9 protein-coding genes are annotated in these 22,782 nt (G+C 60.7%); 1 reads left to right on the top strand and 8 read right to left on the bottom strand.

Features of this window, described 5'->3' with window-relative positions:
* Positions 1-43: 43 nt before the first annotated feature.
* Positions 44-1,186 (bottom strand): nitrogen regulation protein NR(II), encoded by a 1,143-nt coding sequence (glnL, locus tag BUS06_RS10040; RefSeq protein ID WP_074264129.1) that lies wholly within the window; start codon positions 1,184-1,186, stop codon positions 44-46.
* Between the two features lie 177 nt (positions 1,187-1,363).
* Positions 1,364-2,779, bottom strand: a complete 1,416-nt coding sequence (gene glnA, locus BUS06_RS10035) for a type I glutamate--ammonia ligase (RefSeq protein ID WP_074264128.1) — start codon at positions 2,777-2,779, stop codon at positions 1,364-1,366.
* 457 nt (positions 2,780-3,236) lie between these two features.
* Here glnA and BUS06_RS10030 point away from each other — a divergent pair, with 457 nt between their 5' ends.
* Positions 3,237-3,701, top strand: coding sequence for a rhodanese-like domain-containing protein (locus BUS06_RS10030; RefSeq protein WP_074264127.1), 465 nt, complete (start codon positions 3,237-3,239; stop codon positions 3,699-3,701).
* A gap of 165 nt (positions 3,702-3,866) precedes the next feature.
* Here BUS06_RS10030 and BUS06_RS10025 read toward each other — a convergent pair whose 3' ends face one another.
* The 6 genes from BUS06_RS10025 to BUS06_RS10000 all read right to left on the bottom strand — a co-directional run bounded on the left by BUS06_RS10025 (position 3,867) and on the right by BUS06_RS10000 (position 22,755).
* Positions 3,867-6,806, bottom strand: a complete 2,940-nt coding sequence (locus BUS06_RS10025; RefSeq protein WP_074264126.1) for a GH92 family glycosyl hydrolase — start codon at positions 6,804-6,806, stop codon at positions 3,867-3,869.
* Between the two features lie 556 nt (positions 6,807-7,362).
* Positions 7,363-8,205 carry a competence/damage-inducible protein A gene (locus BUS06_RS10020; protein WP_074264125.1) on the bottom strand — a complete coding sequence of 281 codons (843 nt, stop codon included), beginning with the start codon at positions 8,203-8,205 and terminating at the stop codon, positions 7,363-7,365.
* Between the two features lie 19 nt (positions 8,206-8,224).
* Positions 8,225-9,058, bottom strand: coding sequence for an EI24 domain-containing protein (locus BUS06_RS10015; RefSeq protein WP_074264124.1), 834 nt, complete (start codon positions 9,056-9,058; stop codon positions 8,225-8,227).
* 271 nt (positions 9,059-9,329) lie between these two features.
* Entirely contained in the window at positions 9,330-10,355 is a 1,026-nt protein-coding gene (locus tag BUS06_RS10010) for a YVTN family beta-propeller repeat protein (protein WP_074264123.1), read from the bottom strand.
* A 213-nt stretch (positions 10,356-10,568) separates the two neighbouring features.
* On the bottom strand, positions 10,569-11,303 hold the full coding sequence (locus BUS06_RS10005; RefSeq protein WP_074264122.1) for an OmpA family protein: 735 nt from the start codon (positions 11,301-11,303) through the stop codon (positions 10,569-10,571).
* A 115-nt stretch (positions 11,304-11,418) separates the two neighbouring features.
* Positions 11,419-22,755 (bottom strand): YadA-like family protein, encoded by an 11,337-nt coding sequence (locus BUS06_RS10000; protein ID WP_074264121.1) that lies wholly within the window; start codon positions 22,753-22,755, stop codon positions 11,419-11,421.
* Between the last annotated feature and the right edge of the window lie 27 nt (positions 22,756-22,782).

Here is a 22,782-nt window from a genome sequence, read left to right as displayed (position 1 = left end):
AGTCGGTCAGAAGTCTTTAGGTGCGCTTGTGACGCATGAGGTATTAGCAGTCGAGCGGCAGCAGAATCTGAAACTCGGTGTGGCCCGGACGGCTGTCCACTTCGATCAGTCCATCGTGCTGCTGCACGAAAGTCTGCGCGAGCGTGAGACCCAGACCGCTTCCATCGTCGCGCCCCGAAACGAGCGGATAAAAAATGCGGTCGCGGATGTCTTCTGGAATGCCTGGTCCGTTGTCGATGATATGCAAGTCCAATGCCAGCTTACATAGACGTTTCGCAATGGTGATCTTGCGTGCCACGCGCGTGCGCAATTCGATGCGCGCGTCGCCTTGCGAAATCCGTTCGCGCAACGCTTCAGCCGCGTTGCGCACGATGTTGAGCACAGCCTGGATCAGTTGTTCCTTGTCGCCGCGCAGATCGGGCACGCTCACGTCATAATCGCGCTCGATGGTGAGACCGCGCGGAAACTCCGCGAGAATCACCGCGCGCACGCGTTCGCATACTTCGTGAATATTCACGTCGCCTACGATGTGCGGATGACGGTGCGGCTCCAGCAGCCGATCGACCAGCGTTTGCAGCCGGTCCGATTCCTTGATGATGACCTGGGTGTACTCGCGCAACTCGTCGCGCTCGCGCACACCCAGTTCGAACTCGAGCAATTGCGCCGCACCGCGAATGCCGCCCAGCGGATTCTTGATCTCATGCGCGAGATTGCGGATCAGTTGCTTGTTGACCGCGGTCAGATCGTTGATACGCTCTTCGCGGTCGGTGCGCAGGTGGCGTTCGTTTTCGAACAGCTCGAGCAAGACAAAATCCGGCGCGCCGTCCAGGTAACCCACAATCGCATGCACATGCAGCGGCTCGTGGCCTTGACGCTCGAGCACCGCGTCGAGGTGCGTCGCGTGGAAACGGTGTTCCGCAATCGAAGCGACCGTGGCGATCAACTCGTCCGAGTTCGCGAAGATGTCCGGCCACGCCATCTGCGTCAATTGGCGGCGCGACAAATCGAGCATCGCTTCAGCGGATGGATTTGCATACGCAACCCGCAGCGTGCGTTTGTCGAGCACGAGCACGACCGTCGGCAACGCCTCAAACCCCGTCAGCAGCCCCGAATCCGCCAGTTGCGCGTTTTCGGACAACGGCTCGGCATGCCCTTTTCTAGCTTTGATCAGATTCTTCAGAACCATCTTGCAGTCTGGCCGATGAGAGATGGTGGTACAGCAAACCGCCCGCGCTTCGCAAACGTTTCCTGGTGCCTACAAAAAAAGGGACGGCGCCGCCGTCCCTTTGTGACCCGCATTCGATCAGTCACGAGCGTCGGGCGCGCGCTTCGCCACACACATGAGGCGAAGCGCCATCGCCACTTACAGCGAGTAGTACAGTTCGAACTCGACCGGGTGCGTGGTCATACGCACACGTTGCAGTTCGCCTTCCTTCAGTTCCAGGTAAGCGTCGATCATCGCGTCTGTGAACACGCCACCGCGCGTCAGGAACTCGCGATCGGCGTGCAGCGCTTCCAGCGCCTGATCGAGGCCGGCACACACGGTCGGGATCTTTGCATCCTCTTCCGGCGGCAGGTCGTACAGGTTCTTGTCGGCGGCTTCGCCCGGATGGATCTTGTTCTGCACGCCGTCCAGACCTGCCATCATCAGTGCCGAGAAGCACAGGTACGGGTTGGCCAGCGGATCCGGGAAGCGCGTTTCGATACGGCGTCCTTTCGGGTTCGACACGTGCGGAATACGGATCGAAGCCGAGCGGTTACGCGCCGAGTAAGCGAGCTTGACCGGTGCTTCGAAGTGCGGCACAAGACGCTTGTACGAGTTCGTGCCCGGGTTCGTGATGGCGTTCAGCGCGCGAGCGTGCTTGATGATGCCGCCGATGTAGAACAGTGCGAATTCCGACAGGCCAGCGTAACCGTTGCCTGCGAACAGGTTCTGACCGTCCTTCCAGATCGACTGGTGAACGTGCATACCCGAACCGTTGTCGCCGACTACCGGCTTCGGCATGAAGGTGGCCGTTTTGCCGTACGTGTGCGCGACGTTGTGGACGACATACTTCAGTTGCTGCGTCCAGTCAGCGCGCTGCACCAGCGTCGAGAACTTGGTGCCGATTTCGTTCTGGCCCATGCCGCCGACTTCGTGGTGGTGCACTTCGACCGGAATGCCGATCTGTTCGAGCAGCAGACACATTTCCGAGCGGATGTCCTGGAACGAATCGACCGGCGCAACCGGGAAATAGCCACCCTTCGTGCCCGGGCGGTGACCCGTGTTGCCGCCTTCGAATTCCTTGCCCGACGACCACGGTGCTTCTTCCGAACCGATCTTCACGAAGCAGCCCGACATGTCCGTGTTCCACTGGACCGAGTCGAAAATGAAGAATTCAGGTTCCGGACCGAAGTAAGCCGTGTCGCCCAGACCCGAGCTCTTCAGATAGGCTTCAGCGCGCTTTGCCAGCGAGCGCGGATCGCGTTCGTAGCCCTTGCCGTCAGCCGGTTCGACGACGTCGCAAGTCAGCACGAGGGTCGACTCTTCGTAGAACGGGTCGATGAAGGCCGTATCGGCATCCGGCACGAGCAGCATGTCCGACGCTTCGATACCCTTCCATCCGGCAATCGACGAACCGTCAAACGCATGGCCGCTCTCGAACTTGTCCTCGCTGAATGCCGACACCGGCACCGATACGTGCTGTTCTTTGCCGCGTGTGTCGGTAAAACGGAAGTCGACAAACTTGACGTCCTCGTCCTTGACGAGCTGAATGACGTCGGCCACGGATTTACTCATAACCTATCTCCTGATTAACGAATTCGGCGGATTTAGCCGCCGCCCAAATCTAGCTGACCCGTCCCGGCACGTCTACCTCGGATTGATCTCACGCGAAATCAGACGCCGAAAGCCGGTGATCGAATCGATCGGCCACCAATTAAGCAGCTTCTGTGCCATATATGCGCCAAGCCGGCGCAGAGGCCATCTTCACGCGCATTCGCGGGGAATCGTCGCACCCCGGAGAGGGTGAACGAGCCCCGAATCTTTAAACCTTCGCACCATCATGGGGCAATCCCGAAATGCCCTCAAGGCAGAATCCCCGTCTTGGGGCGTTCGCCGTATTTTGCACCACTTTGGAGCAATACATCTTCGACTGCGCGTTGCTCTGCAGCGAGGCCGCGCAGCAAGTACGATGAATCCGCCGAGCCGACCGCCGCGCTAGAATGGTCATTTGGTCCGAAGGAGACTTGCTGTCATGAGTACGCTCGAACAGTTGTATGCCCAGGCCGAAAAACGCCGCCTCGACAACCAGTTGCCCTACGCGGGCGCGCTGTCGCCCGCCGAGGCCTTCGAGCTTCTTCAACTCGATCCGCGCACCCGGCTCGTCGACGTGCGTACGCGCGCAGAACTGGACTGGGTCGGCCGGCCGGTGATCGGCGACGGCCAGTACGCACATGTCGAATGGACCCGTTATCCGGGCGCCGTGCCGAATCAGGAATTCCTCGAGCAACTGGGTCAGGTGGCCGCGAACGATACGCCGGTGTTGCTCCTGTGCCGTAGCGCCGCCCGTTCGAAGCTCGCTGCGATCGCCGCGACTCAGGCCGGTTTCACCAAGGCGTTCGATCTGCTGGAAGGCTTCGAAGGCGACAAGGACGGCCAGGGGCATCGGAAGACAGTCTCGGGATGGTGTTTTCGCGGCTTGCCGTGGATTGGCGCTTAAGGCGCACGTCCTGAAACAGAACGCGCCGGCGACGCATTGAGTGCATCGTCGGCGCGGGGTGTGACACTGCGATGTCGTGACAGCAGCCCTGCCCGGGTGGCGAATCAGGGCCGCTCGATCATTGGGCGCCGCCGGAGCAGCGTCCAATGATCTCAAAGCGCAAGTTCAGGGCGCGGCGGCAATACCGAAGACGTGCAACTTGCCCTCGCTCACCTGCCTCGGCAAGGTGACGCTCGCCACCTGCTTGCCCGGTGTCAGCGGCACCGTCTGCGCAAACAGATAGGTCTTGACAGCGTTGTTGGTGCCGTCGCCTGCATTGCGGTACGTCGTCGTCAACGCAATGGGGTCCACCGGTGCCGCGCCACCGCCATTGAGCGTCCAGTCGTCGAAGGCGAGCGTGAACGGCGTGGTCGTGCCGTCGGTGTAGGTCACGAGTGCGGCACCCGAGCCCGGTCCGTTGTTGGCCGATCCCAGCAGAACCAGCGTACGGCCTCGCGTGCCAGACGGCATGGCGATGGTCTGCCCAACCGCCACGGCGTTATCCAGCGGGCCGCCGGACAGGATGAAACTCGCGCCATCGAAGACAAACGGTTTGCCGGGCGCCGCGCCCGCCGTCGTCAACGCCTGCGACGAGTAGCTGTAGAGCGAGCCGTCGAAGTCCGCGCCGAGGCCATCCGTATCAGTGCTGCCGTCCGTGCTGATGCCGTGGTTGTTGAAAGCATCCGCCACGTTACGCGCGACCGGCACGCCATAAGACGGAGGCGTGTCGGCAGGGTCCGTGCCCCACTGCGAAGGCGACGAACCCATTGCGAAGTTCAGCGTCGCGCCGTTGGCCAGCGCGTCGACGTCGAGCCACGGACTCTTGTGGGCAGCGCCATTGACCGTCAGGCTTTGCACGTACTTCGCATCGGGTGCGCCAGGTGCATTGATGCGCAGCGTCTTGCCGTTGCCGAGGTGAACGGTAATCGACGAGAACTGCGGGCTGCCGATCGCAAAGCCGCCGACACCTGGAATCTCCGGATAGAGACCCAGTGCACCCCACACGTACCATCCCGACACGGCGCCCAGATCGTCATTGCCCGGCAAGCCGTTCGGGGCGGTGCTGAAAGCGCTCGCCATGATCTGCTGGACGACATTCTGTGTGCCCGACGGCGAACCCGCCCAGTTATACAGCCAGGGCACCTCGAAGGTCGGTTCGTTGCCCATATAGAAATTGGGCAGGCTCGTCCCCGCGTTCAAGACCGTGAAGAATGTGTTCAGCCGCGATACCACCGTCGCGTTTCCGCCCAGTTCGGCAAACAGTCCAGTCGGGTTGAACGGCACCATCCACGTGTACTGCTCCGCGTTGCCTTCCACGTAGTTGTCGGTGCTGCTCGGCGTCTCCGGAATCCAGCTGCCGTCCGAATTGCGTCCGGAATTCAGCGGCGGCGTCAATGACGTGTTGAGCACGTTCTGCCAGTAGGCCGAACGGCTGCGCAACATCTTCTGGACGTTGGTATTGCCCAGTTCGCCGGCGAACTGCGAAATGGCGAAATCGCTGCTGCCGTACTCCAGCGTCGACGATGCCTGCCCCCATTCGCCGCTTGTGATATAGCCGAACTGCAGATAACTGGCACGGCCGCCATTCGTCGTCACACCGTTGCACGCGGTGCCTGGGATGTTGGCCATCTGGATCATATGGCTCAGGGCGGACGAGGTATCGAACGAGCGCGCGCCGAAGGCGTACGCGCCCGCCACGATTATCGAACCGGCATCGCCCGGCATCACGCCGTCTTCGACGTTGTCGTTGACCCAGTGCGGGATCGCGCCGCACTGGTCGGCATCGTTGACGAGCGACTGCGCCATGTCGCTGGTCTCCTGCGGAAACAGCGTGGCTTTAAGCGGAATCAGCGAGCGGTAGATGTCCCAGCCCGAAAATGCGGTGTACTGCGCGGCATGGCCGGCGCTGACCGTGTGGACTTTCTGGTCGAAGCCGATGTATTGACCATTAATATCGCTGAATACGCTCGGCGCCCATGACGCGTGGTAGAACGCCGTATAAAACTTGGTCAGCGCGGTGGTATCGCGGCTACTCACCTGAATGGTATTGAGGCGCTGATTCCATATTGCATCGGCCACTGCCTTCACACCGTCAAAATCCCAGAGCGGATTTTCCTTCTCAAGATTGTTTCGGGCATTGGCGACGCTGACGTATGAAATACCGATTTTCATCAGAACAGTCCCGCCTTTACCGAAATTCATTGTAGCGACGCCATTGGTAAAGGAAGATGTGGTTGCAAAGGGGCGATTAAACTCCGCATAAAAGTACACCGGAACATTCGTTGCATTGCCGCAAAAATGGCCGCCGGTGGTGCTGCCGGAAATCGTCCTGGCGTCCACCTGGGTGACGGAGCCGGCCACGCTCGTTTCCGTATTCGTGTAGGTCGTGTTGAGCACGAGCGTCGACGGCTGCTGATCGGGATAGGTGAAGCGGCCGAAGCCCGTGCGCAGCGTCGCCGTCAACTCGACCTTGACCTGGTTGTCGAGCAGCACGGAATAAGCGCCTGCCACCGACTTCTCGTTGGCATGGCTAAAGGTCTGCGCGAGCGGTTTGGTGGCATCGAGCGTCGGCATGACTGGGAATTCGCCGTCGTTGCCGGAGCAACCCGCGCCGCTCATATGCGTGAGGCTGAAACTCTGGATCGAACCGATGTCGTAGTAGTAACCGGCCGGAGAGCCGGGCTCCGCGCTGTTCGACGGAGCGGAAGTGGTGTTCGTGTCAGGAGCCCATTGCACCATGCCGTTCGGCAGGCCCGCTGCGGGCACCACGCTGCCGGCCTGGCCTGCGGGCACCGGATTCGGAGAGTTACTGGCCAACGTGCCGATGAGCGGATTGACGTACTGGGTCAACCGCAGGGTGCTGTGATCGGCTACGGGTGTTTGCGCGGCATCGTTTGCAGCGGTTGGACTTGAATTGCTGGAACCGGCGTTTGCGTCAATCTGGGACGTCCCATGAAGCTGGTCCGCCGCCACGCCAGCAGACTGACTGCCCGGACTATCTCCTCCACAACCCGTCAAAGAACCAATGATGATCAAAGCGGCCGTTAGACGGCGTAAATCTATCATGGCTATCTCCTGAGTATTGTTGAGTATTTTCTACTTTTGTTTAGTTATCCGAATCGTACATTTGACAATGGACCGAATGACTGAAAGCCATGCTATCCGAGGGATTCGAATGGCGTCAACTGATTATCCATGGCTGGTTGATGTTTATTGGAATTTAGTAAACAAAATAAAAGGCTTACGAAATACTCATTAATCCGGTTAATTGAATACGCAGCATTGACAGGTACTAACGGAGTTTATGCAGAAAGCATTCTATTTAACGAGCACCTGGAAATGATGCAATGCGGCGAATAAATCGAATTGACGGAAATCCGTATTAAGCAGCGGCTATTCCCGTGGCGTTACTGGAGAGGCGGATCTGGGTTACGCGGCGGCGCGTAGTTTATCGGATAGGGATGCGGCGCACCCCGGCCAGGTGGGTCCGCACGGCGCGCACGATGTAGGCGCGGCGAAGCGGCATACGCACGGTAAGTGCCGTGCGTCGCGGACTGCGCGCTGTGCCCGGATCTGCTCACGCGGCGGTTGTGCAGCACAGCAGCCCGGACTGAGCCGCCCCTTAACTGCGCGACTTCCCCGCGGCAGCCGCTGCCGCCGCTTCCGGCTCGACGATATCTCCACCCAGCAGATGCACGCCTTCGCGCAGCTTCACGAACGCTGCGGCCACGGCCTCCGGCTCGCCCTTCACGCCGAGATCGATATGGCGCCGCGCATAGATGCCGCCGCGCTCGGCATCGCCGACGCTCGGCAGACTGAACACGCGCACGCCTGGGAAATCATGTTCGATCTTCTCCATCAGCGGCGTGAGCGTCGATTCCGGCAACTCGAACACCAGCAAGGACTTTTCCGCGTGCGGCATGGCGTGATGCAGATGCGCGTACTTCGTATCCAGCACCCATTCGATCATCGGCCACGCCATCACCGGGAAGCCCGGCACGAAGTGATGGTCGCCCACCGAAAAGCCAGGAATCTTGTTGTAGCCGTTCGGGATGATCGACGCGCCCTGCGGATACGTGCCCATGTTGAGGCGATGGCGGTTCTCCGGCGACTCGAGATCCACAGGATTAGGCGAATTGGCCGGATGGGTGTCGCGAATCCGCTCGCGGATCAGTTCGGCCGCCTCCGGATGCAGCGCGAGCGGCACACCTAGCGCAGCGGCCGCGCACTGACGTGTGTGATCGTCGGGCGTCGCGCCGATGCCGCCCGTCGAGAACACGATGTCGCCCGAGGCGAAACTGCGCCGCAGCGTGGCCGTGATCCGCTCAGGCTCGTCGCCGATGTACTCTGCCCAGCCAAGCGACAGACCGCGCGCGGTCAGCAGTTCGATGACCTTCGGCAGGTGTTTGTCGACCCGCCTGCCCGACAGGATTTCGTCGCCGATGATGATGACGCCAAATGCCATTGCGGCCTCTCAAATAGATTCAATAGGGAACCACCGGCGCCGCGTGACGCGCGCCCTGCTCTTCCGCGCGCATGCGCTGCAACGCACGCAGACAGTAATAACCGAACCATAGCGCCGAAAACACGAGGATGAACGCATAGATCCAGATCGTCACCGCCGTGATTACCGGGAACAGCACAATCAGCCAAACCGACGAAGCCCATATCAGCGTCGGCAGCGAGCCGAGCAGACCGCTCGCCACGCCAATCAGCAGCAACGGCAGACGGTAGCGTCGCACCAGCGCACGCCGTTCGTCGCGGCTCGCGTGCAAGGCCAACGCGTCGTAGGTCATGACGCGATAGGTAAGCCAACCCCACAGTAACGGCGGAATCAGCGCGAAAAACGGTGGAATCAGCCACAGCGGCAAGGTGATGACCAGCAACACGAGACAAACCAGCGTCGTCCATACCGCGTGCATGAGACTACCGTACCACGTTCCGCCGCGCCGCATTTCAAGGCCCGCAAACTGCCGTGCCGACAGATGGCGGATGACGCCGGGCATCGACAGCGTGGCGATCAGCAGCAGGATCGTCACGACGATCAGCGGAATCGCCATCGCCAGCACGATGAAAGGCGCGAGCGCTGCATGCAGCGCGGAAAAACCGACCCAGTCGAACATGCGGTAAAGGGTGGTCGTGAAAGACCAGCCCTCCAGCCAGACGCGTGTGGCGCCAGTCAGCGTCTGCCAGGAAAACCACAAAATCACGCCCCATACGACCGTCGCCGCAAAAAACGGCAGGAAGGTCAGCCAGAGCATGCGCGGGTGGAGCGCACTTGCGAGCGCGCGTCCGAACGAGCGCAACAGATCATTCATGCGAGTCTGTACGAGTGAGCGAAACGATGGGACAAGGGGTTGAGGCGAAAGATCCGGCGGACATTTCGCAGAATCTGGACAGGATAAACCACGGGAGGTGCCGCCGGTAGGTTCGGCGGCACGGATGGGGAGAAAGGATGGTGCTTGTATGGTCGCGGATTTGGTGGCGCTTATGTCGCGGCTTGTGTGCTGGCGCTTGTTTGCAGACGCTTGTGTGGTGGTGTATGCGGCTGCACGGTGTGGCCGCACGCGCGTCCGCTTGTATGCTCAATTAGGCGCCGTTGGGCGCCGTCACCGGCGCGCGGTCGTAGAAATAGATGCCGTGCGGTGAGCGGCCCACCGCGATCGTCTGGATCAGTTTGCGAGTGGTCAGATCGATGATGCCGACGTGCTTCGCAAAGCGAAACGTGACCCACAGATAGCGCTTGTCCGCCGATAACTCCATGTCGTCGGGTCCGGGCATCAGGCCTGTGATGTCGCCGACATTGGTGAGCGTATCCTCGTCGATGATGCTGATGGTGCTGGCGACGCGGTTCGACACCGCAACGTGCTTGCCGTCGGCGAGTGAGCGAAAGTTATGCGCGCCATTGCCAGTCTGGATCGTCTTGACGATCTTCTGGTTGCGCCAGTCGAGCACCGCGACATAATCCGCGCCGGTCATGCCGATCAGCAGATATTTGTCACCCGGCGTCATCCACAGGCCAGCCGGCACCTTGCCGACTTTCATCTTCCACTTGACCTGCTGGGTCGCAAGATCGACCGCGGCCAGCTCGCCCGAAACCTGCAACGTGACGAACACGGTTTTGCTGTCGTTCGAGAAGGCCATATGGCTCGGCATCACCGCAAGCGGCAGGCGCTTGGCGAGCGTCATGCCGTGACCGTCGTAGTGATAGATGTCGAGACGGTCGAGCCGCAGGCCCGTCGTCACCACCCACTTTTTGTCAGGCGAGAAGCCGATCTGATACGGATCTTCGATGTTCTCGACCCAGCGCTGCACCTTGCCGGTTTTCGGGTCGACGAGCATCAGGTTGTTGGAAACCGAATTGGCGACGATGAGCGAACCGTTGTCCGGCGTCGCCATCAGGTGATGCGGTTCCTTGCCGGTCGGCACCGTGCCGACCACCTGATGGGTGGCTTCGTCGATCAGGCTGAGGGTGGCCTCGCCGGAGTTGAGCACGATCACGTTGTTGGCGTGCGCGGCCGGCGAGAAGAGACCGGTCAACAGGCCGGTGGCCGCGGCCAGCGCCGTGCTGGTGGCGAACGCGGCGCGCAGGCCACGTAGAAGAAATTTACGCATGGGGACTCACTTCCGAGAACAACCGGCATTGTAAAGCGTTTGTCAGGGTGAGCGATTGATCTGGATGGGGTCTTGGCGATGAAATGCAAGCGCGGTGTCGCGGTAGTCCGCATTGCTCATTTGACACCGGGGCGATAAAAAAGGCTTCCCGAAGGAAGCCTGAAGCGCACTCTCAAATCACTTTGTTATGATTTCATTGGTGCATCTCAAAACTTATTGCGCGAGGACTCGTACCTCGACCCGGCGATTAAGCGCCCGGCCTGCGGCCGTAGCGTTCGACGCAACCGGATCCGCTGCGCCGCGGCCTTCGTACGCGAAGTTGTCGGCGCGCACGCCGCGCTGGCGCAGATAGTTCACCACCGCCGCTGCACGCTCACGCGACAACACGTCGTTGTGCGCAGCAGAGCCGGTCGAATCGGTATACCCCGTCGCAACGAGGCGCTTGAAATTCACGCCCTGGTTTGCACGAACGAAGCCGTCGAGCTGCTGCTTCGCGGCATCCTTCAGCTCCGCGCTGTCGTGATCAAAATTCGCGTCACCTTGCAACAGCACCTGACGCGGTGCCGCGGGAATGACTACAGGAGCGACGACCGGCTTGGCGACCGGCTCGGATTGCGCTTCAGGAACGGCTTGCCGGACAGGTGAACCACCACAGGCGAAGGTCATTTCGCGCGGATCGTTATCGTCGGCGCCGGAATGCAAGCCATCGACCAACTCGAGCTTTGTGACGCCCTTGTCGTGGCAGATTTCATTGGCGACCTTCATGCACGACTCGCCGCTTTCCAGCAGACCGTGACACGTCACACGATATGCCTGGGTTTGCAGGCCAGAGATGCGCACTGCGTTGACCGTATAGGTCGGTCCCGATTGCGTCGTGCATCCTGCGAGGCCGACCACGAGCGCGCCGAGGAAGGACGCGCCAAAATGTTTAATCAGAAATTGTTTCATGGAGTACAGGTCCGTCCGAGACGGATCAAAAAAAATGATGTTGGGTTAGCAAGAGAACATTGCGGGGGCGAAGCAAGGCGATCCAACCACCCCGCCTCGCCCCGCAATCAGGCGCTTACCATTGGTACGATGCACCTGCACCGACCGTGGTACCGCCTGAGCTGACGCTGCCGCCGATCTTCATCTTCAGGTTCTGCGTGATACGAACCGAAGCGCCGAGTGCCGTGGCTTGATAGCCCTTGTAGTTGCCCGTGCCAACACCAACCGCGATGGTCTTGTTCGGATCGACATCCGGAATCATCGACAGTGCCGTAGCTGCCGCAACACCGCTATATGCGTTGCGCGCCACACCCGCCATACCCGATTCGAACTGACGCATGTTCACTGCGTCCGTCGGACCTTGACCGTCGGCCACGTTCGTAATCCGACGCTCGTTGCCCTGCGAACCCATCGACACCGTGTTGTCCTGATCGGCAATCGAACCATCGCCGATCGCAACCGAGTTAGCACCGCTAGCCTGCGAACCACCGCCGATTGCTGCCGAGTTGGTACCCGTTGCCGAAGCCGGCCCACTCGTCGTGTTGATGGCGATGTTCGTGTTGCCGCTCGTCTGCTGGTTCTGGACTGCCTGGGACAGACTCGACACCTGCTGGTTCGTGTTCCACAACTGAGCACCGGTTACAGCGTCCGTGCTGGTCGCGGACAGATCCGCATCCTGCAGGTTGGTCAGCTTCACCTTGGCTGCGTTCGTCGAACCGCCCAACGTCACCTTGTCGTGTGCCGACGAATCGTACTGAACCGCGTTCGTCACCGAGCCGCTCATCGAGTTGATGGTCGTCTGGATGTTGCTGATGTCAGTCGTGTTCTGCGTCGTGCGGCCGTCGAGGTTGGTGATTGCATCACCGACGTTGTTCACGGTCGTGCCACCGACGTTGTACGTCGGAGCCGAGATCGTGCCGTCCGCATTGACGGTCGAACCACCGCCCAGTGCTGCTGCCGTGCTGGCTGCATTTGCGTACAACTGCGAGCCGTTCACTGCGTCCACGCTTTTCGCGTTGACTGCACCCGCTGCCACGCCCGTCACCACACGGTTGCCCGCTGTGCCGGCCATGTTGACGCGCAGACCGTCAGTTGCCGCGGCGACATTGATGTCACGCGAAACTGCATCTTGCGTCACAAGACCGATGCCGCTGTCGGCCATCTGGTTTTGCAGCGACGACAGGTTGGTATCGAGCGCGTCCAGTGCTCCGCCCACCGTGGTTTGCGTACCGCCTTGCACGTGGTATGTCGGGCCAGTGATCGAACCGTTGGCGTTGACCGTTGCACCGCCGCCGAGGGATGCCACCACCGGCTTGAGCTGGCTCAGGTTGACCGCCGAAGTGTCAGTCGTGCCGTTTGCGACGCCGATCAGTTCGCGTGCACCCGCCGTACCCGTAAAGTCAACGTGCGTGCCGTCCAGGTTCTTCGCGACGGTGATGTCATGCGAAGTCTGGTCCTGCTGCACGAGACCTAGTTCACCGTTGTTGATCTGGTTGGTGATGTTGGTCACCGAGCCTTCAACATTGGTTACGCGGGCATCGACGTTCGAGATGTCGCCGGTGTTTTGAGCGACCTGCTGGTTCGTCGCGAACAGTTGCGAACCGTTCACTGCGTCCGTGCTGTCAGCAGACAGGGTGCCGATCTTCACGTTGGTGATCGTCGTACCCAGGTTGCCGCCACCGAGCGTCACCTTGTCTTTCGTTGCGTCGTCATAGGCGACGAAGGCGTTGGTCACGTTGCCCGAGGCGTCCGTGTTCAGGCCCGCTGCTTTCAACTGTGCTACGTTCACTGCGTCCATGTCAGCAACACCTGCCTTCACGTTCGAGATCGTCGTGCCGTTTGCACCGTCCAGCGTGATCTGGGCGTGGCTCGCGTCGTCGTACTTCACGACGTTGGTCATGTCGGCGTTGAGGCCGTCGATGCCGTTCTGGACAGAAGCCATCTGGCCGTTCAGGCCGTTGATGCCGTCCTTGACCGAGGCCATGTCGCCGTTCAGGCCATTGATACCGTCCTGCACCGATGCCATCTGACCATTCAGGCCGTTGATGCCGTCCTGGGCACGCGTGTCCACGTCCTTCAGTTGGGCAACGTTCACTGCGTCCATGTCGGCAACGCCTGCCTTCACGTTTGCAATCGTCGTGCCGTTGGCACCGTCCAAGCTGATCTGGCCGTGGCTTGCGTCGTCGTACTTGACCGCGTTGGCGATGTCGGCGTTGATGCCGTTGATGCCATCCTTGACAGAGGCCATGTCAGCATTCAGACCGTTGATGCCGTCGGTGTTCTGAGCAACCTGGCCAGCCAGACCGTCGATGCCGTCCTTCACCGTTGCCATCTCACCGTTCAGGCCGTTGATACCGTCCTGGGCACGTGTGTCCACGTCCTTCAGTTGGGCAACGTTTACTGCGTCCATGTCGGCAACACCGGCCTTCACGTTCGAGATCGTCGTGCCCGTTGCACCACCCAGCGTGACCTGACCCTTCGTCGCGTCGTCGTAGGCAACAAACGCGTTCGTCACGTTGCCCGAGTCGTCCGTATTCAGGCCCGCTGCCTTCAACTGCGCCACGTTCACTGCGTCCATGTCGGCAACGCCCGCCTTCACGTTCGAGATCGTCGTGCCAGTTGCGCCGCCCAGCGTGACCTGGCCCTTCGTCGCGTCATCGTATGCAACAAACGCGTTCGTCACGTTGCCCGACGTGTCCACGTTCAGGCCTGCGGCCTTCAGCTGCGAAACGTTCACTGCGTCCGTGTCGGCCGTGCCTTCAGATACACCCTTCAGCTGACGCGTGCCTGCCGTGCCCGTGAAGTCCACCACTGTGCCGTCCGTGTTCGCTGCAACCGTGATGTTGCGGCTCGTCGCGTCCTGCTGCACCAGACCGATTTCACCATTGTTGATCTGGTTCGTGATGTTGGTAATGTCGCCAGTGTTCTTGCCGACTTCGCCATTCAGGCCGTCGATACCGTTCTGCACCGATGCCATCTGGCCGTTCAGGCCGTCGATACCGTCCTTCACCGTTGCCATCTCACCATTCAGGCCGTTGATACCGTCCTGGGCACGTGTGTCCACGTCCTTCAGCTGTGCCACGTTCACCGCGTCCATGTCGGCAACGCCGGCCTTCACGTTCGAGATCGTCGTGCCGTTTGCACCGTCCAGGCTGATCTGGCCGTGACTTGCGTCGTCGTACTTGACCACGTTGGTCATGTCGGCGTTGATGCCGTCGATGCCGTTCTGGACAGAAGCCATCTCGCCGTTCAGGCCGTTGATGCCGTCCTTGACCGAGGCCATGTCACCGTTCAGACCGTTGATGCCGTCCTTGACCGAAGCCATGTCACCGTTCAGGCCATTGATACCGTCCTGGACCGATGCCATCTGACCGTTCAGGCCGTTGATACCGTCCTGGGCACGCGTGTCCACGTCCTTCAGTTGCGAAACGTTCACCGCGTCCATGTCGGCAACACCTGCCTTCACGTTCGAGATCGTCGTACCCGTTGCACCACCCAGCGTGACCTGACCCTTCGTCGCGTCGTCGTAGGCAACAAACGCGTTCGTCACATTGCCCGACGTGTCCACGTTCAGGCCTGCGGCCTTCAGCTGCGAAACGTTCACTGCGTCCATGTCAGCAACACCGGCCTTCACGTTCGAGATCGTCGTGCCGTTCGCGCCGTCCAGGCTGATCTGGCCGTGACTTGCGTCGTCGTACTTGACCACATTGGTCATGTCGGCGTTGATGCCGTCGATGCCGTTCTGGACAGAAGCCATCTGGCCGTTCAGGCCGTTGATGCCGTCCTTCACCGAGGCCATGTCGCCGTTCAGGCCATTGATACCGTCCTGCACCGATGCCATCTGACCATTCAGGCCGTTGATGCCGTCCTGGGCACGCGTGTCCACGTCCTTCAGTTGGGCAACGTTCACTGCGTCCATGTCGGCAACGCCTGCCTTCACGTTTGCAATCGTCGTGCCGTTCGCACCGTCCAACGTGATCTGGCCGTGGCTTGCGTCGTCGTACTTGACCGCGTTGGCGATGTCGGCGTTGATGCCGTTGATGCCATCCTTGACAGAGGCCATGTCAGCATTCAGACCGTTAATGCCGTCGGTGTTCTGAGCAACCTGGCCAGCCAGACCGTCGATGCCGTCCTTCACCGTTGCCATCTCGCCGTTCAGGCCGTTGATACCGTCCTGGGCACGTGTGTCCACGTCCTTCAACTGCGAAACGTTCACCGCGTCCATGTCGGCAACACCTGCCTTCACGTTCGAGATCGTCGTACCCGTTGCACCGCCCAGCGTGACCTGACCCTTCGTCGCATCGTCGTAGGCAACAAACGCGTTCGTCACATTGCCCGACGTGTCCACGTTCAGGCCTGCGGCCTTCAGCTGCGAAACGTTCACTGCGTCCGTGTCGGCCGTGCCTTCAGACACACCCTTCAGCTGACGCGTGCCTGCCGTGCCCGTGAAGTCCACCACTGTGCCGTCCGTGTTCGCTGCAACCGTGATGTTGCGGCTCGTCGCGTCCTGCTGCACCAGACCGATCTCACCATTGTTGATCTGGTTGGTGATGTTGGTAATGTCGCCGGTGTTCTTGCCGACTTCACCATTCAGACCGTCGATACCATCCTTCACCGTTGCCATTTCACCATTCAGGCCGTTGATACCGTCCTGGGCACGTGTGTCCACGTCCTTCAGTTGGGCAACGTTCACTGCGTCCATGTCGGCAACACCGGCCTTCACGTTCGAGATCGTCGTACCCGTTGCGCCACCCAGCGTGACCTGAGCCTTCGTCGCGTCGTCGTAGGCAACAAACGCGTTCGTCACGTTGCCCGAGTCGTCCGTGTTCAGGCCCGCTGCCTTCAACTGCGCCACGTTCACTGCGTCCATGTCAGCAACACCGGCCTTCACGTTCGAGATCGTCGTGCCGTTCGCACCGTCCAGCATGATCTGGCCGTGGCTTGCGTCGTCGTACTTGACCACATTGGTCATGTCGGCGTTGATGCCGTCGATACCGTTCTGGACAGAAGCCATCTGGCCGTTCAGGCCGTTGATGCCGTCCTTGACCGAGGCCATATCGCCGTTCAGGCCGTTGATGCCGTCCTTGACCGAAGCCATGTCACCGTTCAGGCCATTGATACCGTCCTGGACCGATGCCATCTGACCGTTCAGGCCGTTGATACCGTCCTGGGCACGCGTGTCCACGTCCTTCAGTTGCGAAACGTTCACTGCGTCCATGTCGGCAACACCTGCCTTCACGTTCGAGATCGTCGTGCCAGTTGCACCGCCCAGCGTGACCTGACCCTTCGTCGCGTCGTCGTAGGCAACAAACGCGTTCGTCACGTTGCCCGACGTGTCCACGTTCAGGCCTGCGGCCTTCAGCTGCGCCACGTTCACTGCGTCCGTGTCGGCCGTGCCTTCAGACACACCCTTCAGCTGACGCGTGCCTGCCGTGCCCGTGAAGTCCACCACTGTGCCGTCCGTGTTCGCTGCAACCGTGATGTTGCGGCTCGTCGCGTCCTGCTGCACCAGACCGATTTCACCATTGTTGATCTGGTTCGTGATGTTGGTAATGTCGCCGGTGTTCTTGCCGACTTCACCATTCAGACCGTCGATACCGTTCTGCACCGATGCCATCTGGCCGTTCAGTCCGTCGATACCGTCCTTCACCGTTGCCATTTCACCATTCAGGCCGTTAATGCCGTCCTGGGCACGCGTGTCCACGTCCTTCAGTTGCGAAACGTTCACCGCGTCCATGTCGGCAACACCGGCTTTCACGTTTGCGATCGTCGTGCCGTTCACGCCGTCCAGCGCGATCTGGCCGTGGCTTGCGTCGTCGTACTTGACCACATTGGTCATGTCGGCGTTGATGCCGTCGATACCGTTCTGGACAGATGCCATCTGGCCATTCAGGCCATCGATACCGTCCTTCACCGTTGCCATATCACCGTTCAGACCGTTGATGCCGTCCTGGACCGATGCCATCTGACCATTAAGGCCGTTGATACCGTCCTGGGCACGCGTGTCCACGTCCTTCAGCTGCGAAACGTTCACCGCGTCCATGTCGGCAACACCCGCCTTCACGTTGGCAATCGTCGTGCCGTTCGCGCCGTCCAGGCTGATCTGGCCGTGGCTTGCGTCGTCGTACTTGACCACATTGGTCATGTCGGCATTGAGGCCATCGATACCGTTCTGGACAGATGCCATCTGGCCGTTCAGGCCATTGATACCGTCGGTGTTCTGAGCAACCTGACCAGCCAGACCGTCAATGCCGTCCTTCACCGTTGCCATCTCACCGTTCAGGCCGTTGATACCGTCCTGGGCACGCGTGTCCACGTCCTTCAGCTGCGAAACGTTCACCGCGTCCATGTCGGCAACACCGGCTTTCACGTTTGCGATCGTCGTGCCGTTCGCGCCGTCCAGGCTGATCTGGCCGTGGCTTGCGTCGTCGTACTTGACCACATTGGTCATGTCGGCGTTGATGCCGTCGATGCCATTCTGGACAGAAGCCATCTGGCCATTCAGACCGTCGATACCGTCCTTCACCGATGCCATCTCGCCGTTCAGGCCATTGATGCCATCCTGGGCACGTGTGTCCACGTCCTTCAGTTGGGCAACGTTCACTGCGTCCATGTCGGCAACGCCCGCCTTCACGTTCGAGATCGTCGTGCCAGTTGCGCCGCCCAGCGTGACCTGGCCCTTCGTCGCGTCATCGTATGCAACAAACGCGTTCGTCACGTTGCCCGACGTGTCCACGTTCAGGCCTGCGGCCTTCAGCTGCGAAACGTTCACTGCGTCCGTGTCGGCCGTGCCTTCAGATACACCCTTCAGCTGACGCGTGCCTGCCGTGCCCGTGAAGTCCACCACTGTGCCGTCCGTGTTCGCTGCAACCGTGATGTTGCGGCTCGTCGCGTCCTGCTGCACCAGACCGATTTCACCATTGTTGATCTGGTTCGTGATGTTGGTAATGTCGCCAGTGTTCTTGCCGACTTCGCCATTCAGGCCGTCGATACCGTTCTGCACCGATGCCATCTGGCCGTTCAGGCCGTCGATACCGTCCTTCACCGTTGCCATCTCACCATTCAGGCCGTTGATACCGTCCTGGGCACGTGTGTCCACGTCCTTCAGCTGTGCCACGTTCACCGCGTCCATGTCGGCAACGCCGGCCTTCACGTTCGAGATCGTCGTGCCGTTTGCACCGTCCAGGCTGATCTGGCCGTGACTTGCGTCGTCGTACTTGACCACGTTGGTCATGTCGGCGTTGATGCCGTCGATGCCGTTCTGGACAGAAGCCATCTCGCCGTTCAGGCCGTTGATGCCGTCCTTGACCGAGGCCATGTCGCCGTTCAGGCCGTTGATGCCGTCCTTGACCGAAGCCATGTCACCGTTCAGGCCATTGATACCGTCCTGGACCGATGCCATCTGACCGTTCAGGCCGTTGATACCGTCCTGGGCACGCGTGTCCACGTCCTTCAGTTGCGAAACGTTCACCGCGTCCATGTCGGCAACACCTGCCTTCACGTTCGAGATCGTCGTACCCGTTGCACCACCCAGCGTGACCTGACCCTTCGTCGCGTCGTCGTAGGCAACAAACGCGTTCGTCACATTGCCCGACGTGTCCACGTTCAGGCCTGCGGCCTTCAGCTGCGAAACGTTCACTGCGTCCGTGTCGGCCGTGCCTTCAGATACACCCTTCAGCTGACGCGTGCCTGCCGTGCCCGTGAAGTCCACCACTGTGCCGTCCGTGTTCGCTGCAACCGTGATGTTGCGGCTCGTCGCGTCCTGCTGCACCAGACCGATCTCACCATTGTTGATCTGGTTCGTGATGTTGGTAATGTCGCCAGTGTTCTTGCCGACTTCACCATTCAGACCGTCGATACCGTTCTGCACCGATGCCATCTGGCCGTTCAGTCCGTCGATACCATCCTTCACCGTTGCCATTTCACCATTCAGGCCGTTAATGCCGTCCTGGGCACGCGTGTCCACGTCCTTCAGTTGCGAAACGTTCACCGCGTCCATGTCGGCGACACCGGCTTTCACGTTTGCGATCGTCGTGCCGTTCACGCCGTCCAGCGTGATCTGGCCGTGGCTTGCGTCGTCGTACTTGACCACATTGGTCATGTCGGCGTTGAGGCCGTCGATGCCGTTCTGGACAGATGCCATCTGGCCATTCAGGCCATCGATACCGTCCTTCACCGTTGCCATATCACCGTTCAGACCGTTGATGCCGTCCTGGACCGATGCCATCTGACCATTAAGGCCGTTGATACCGTCCTGGGCACGCGTGTCCACGTCCTTCAGCTGCGAAACGTTCACCGCGTCCATGTCGGCAACACCCGCCTTCACGTTGGCAATCGTCGTGCCGTTCGCGCCGTCCAGGCTGATCTGGCCGTGGCTTGCGTCGTCGTACTTGACCACATTGGTCATGTCGGCATTGAGGCCGTCGATACCGTTCTGGACAGAAGCCATCTGGCCGTTCAGGCCGTTGATACCGTCGGTGTTCTGAGCAACCTGGCCAGCCAGACCGTCAATGCCGTCCTTCACCGTTGCCATCTCACCATTCAGGCCGTTGATACCGTCCTGGGCACGCGTGTCCACGTCCTTCAGCTGCGAAACGTTCACTGCGTCCATGTCGGCAACACCGGCCTTCACGTTTGCAATCGTCGTGCCGTTTGCACCGTCCAGGCTGATCTGGCCATGGCTTGCATCGTCGTACTTGACCACGTTGGTCATGTCGGCGTTGAGGCCGTCGATGCCGTTCTGGACAGAGGCCATCTGGCCATTCAGGCCGTTGATGCCGTCCTTCACCGTTGCCATGTCGCCGTTCAGGCCGTTGATACCGTCAGTGTTCTGAGCAACCTGGCCAGCCAGACCGTCGATACCGTCCTTCACCGTTGCCATCTCACCATTCAGGCCATTGATGCCGTCCTGAGCACGCGTGTCCACGTCCTTCAGCTGCGAAACGTTCACTGCGTCCATGTCGGCAACACCTGCCTTCACGTTCGAGATCGTCGTACCCGTTGCGCCACCCAGCGTGACCTGACCCTTCGTCGCGTCGTCGTAGGCAACAAACGCGTTCGTCACGTTGCCCGAGTCGTCCGTGTTCAGGCCCGCTGCCTTCAACTGACCCACGTTCACCGCGTCCATGTCGGCAACACCGGCCTTCACATTCGAGAGCGTTGTACCTTCTGCGCCCTTCAGCGTCACGACATCCTTCGAACCGTCGTTGTAGGCCACCGCGTTAGGATCCACACCCGCACCAACCGAAGCCGCCGCCGTCAGCGCGTCGCCGACATTGTTGTACGTCGAGCCATTGATCGAATACGTCGGGGCCTTCACCGAGCCATCGGCGTTGACCGCTGCGCCGCCGCCCAAGGCAGCAGCTTCGCTCTGCGAGGCTGCGAACAGTTGCGCACCGTTGATGGCGTCAACGCTCGAGGCATTAACGGCACCCTTCGACACGCCTGTCAATTGACGTGCGCCCTGCGTGCCGGTGAAGTCAACCAGTGCGCCGTCGGTTGCGCTCGCGACCGTGATTACCTTGGTCGTAGCGTTCTGCTGCACCAGACCAGCCGTGCCGTTGTTGATGTTGTTGACTGTATTCTGCAGGTTCGTCACGTTCGTGTTCGTCGCGTACAGCTGCGAGCCGTTCACCGCGTCCATGCTCGATGCGCTCAGCGCACCGGCCTTCACGTCCGTGATGGTCGTGCCGCTCGCACCACCACCCAGCGTCACCTTGCCTTTGCTCGTGTCGTCATACGCCACGAACGCGTTGGTCGCATTGCCCGACGTGTCCACGTTCAGGCCTGCGGCCTTCAGTTGCGCCACGTTCACTGCGTCCGTGTTCGCCGTACCGGCCGATACGCCTTTCAGCTGACGCGTGCCTGCCGTGCCGGTGAAGTCCACCGTCGTGCCTGCCGTTGCACTTGCCACCGTGATGGCATGGGTGGTCGCGTTCTGCTGCACCAGACCAGCCGTGCCGTTGGTGATGTTGTTCACCGTCGTGTTCAGCGTCGAGATGTCGCTGGTATTCTTGGTGGTCGCGCCGTCGAGCTTGGTGAGCGCCGAGCCCACGTCGCTGAACGTGCCGCTCTGCACCACGTACGTCGGTGCCTTGATCGTGCCCGTGCTTGCGTCGTAGCTCGCACCGCCGCCCAGCGCCGCTGCCGTTGCCGTACCGTCGGCATTGACCTTCGCGTCTTCCGACATCAGCTGGCTCACGTTTACTGCATCCGTGGCGGCCGAACCGGCTGCCACGTTCGTCACACGACGTTCCTTGCCTGCCGAACCGACCGACACTTCGCCGTTCGCTGTCGAAGCCGTACCCGACAGCGTGCTGTTGCCCGGGTTGTAACCCGCTGCCGTCAGATTGGCCGTGGTCGTCGAGCCCGAACCCAGCGCCACCGAGTTCGCCGCCGAGGCCGTCGCCTGCAGCCCCAGCGCCGTTGACTGGCTCCCGGAGGCAGTGGAGTTCGTACCGATGCTCACCGACTTGTCGCCCGATGCGGCCGCCGACGCACCCATCGCCGTGGCCCACAGGCCATTTGCCGACGAGTTGACACCGACCGCAACACCGTAGTCTGCGCCGGACGTATCCGCACCGTTGCCGATTGACACCGAGTGGTTACCCGCCTTCGAATCTCCGCCGATGGACGTCGAGTTATTTCCGCTCGTCGTCGCATTCATGCCTACTGCGATTGCCGCGGCACCCACCGACGTCGCCGCCTGGCCGATTGCGATCGAGTTCGTTCCCGACGCCGTCGAATCCGCTCCCGTCGAGTTCGCGTGGAAGTACTTGACGCCGGCGTTGCCGTTGGTGATGTTGTTCACCGTGGTCTGCAGGTTCGACACGTTCGTGTTCGTTGCGAACAGCTGCGAGCCGTTCACCGCGTCCATGCTCGATGCGCTCAGCGCACCGGCGGCGACGTTGACGATCTTGTTACTGTGCATATCGACCTGGTTCATCATATTGATGCCCATGGGCCCATACAGTGAAATCGTGCCCGCGCTGTTACTGCCCGTTGCGCCGACCAGCAGCGTTGCGTTGGTGCTGTCCGGATTAAAGTAGTTTCCGTTTTCTGCGAGTGCGATGCCAGTGCCGCCCGCGCCGCTGCCACCACAGGTAGCGGGCGTGGTGGGCAACGTTGCACTGCTTCCCCACACGCCGTTGCCCGCACTCGAACTTCCCGTGAAGCTGAAATATGAAGTCGACGCGGTACCCGAGCAGTTCACGATGGAACCGGCCATAGCAGACGGCGCGAATGCCAATGAGCCCAGTGCGGTCGCAAGCATCACGCCGCCTGTGCCCAGGACGTTGCTGGTGGAAACACCCCGTGCCTTCCGGCTGCTCTTTGAACGACCCTTCGCCAGTTCCGGCGCGGCGACATACGTCCCGGTCGTTTCATTCCATACGGTTTTATAAGACTTATTCACAATTCCATCCTATTTAAATTCGAATTT

The organism is Paraburkholderia phenazinium (assembly GCF_900141745.1).
Taxonomy (GTDB): Bacteria; Pseudomonadota; Gammaproteobacteria; order Burkholderiales; family Burkholderiaceae; genus Paraburkholderia; species Paraburkholderia phenazinium_B.
Note: the sequence above shows the minus strand (reverse complement) of the source record. Positions and strands in the feature narration are given on the sequence as shown.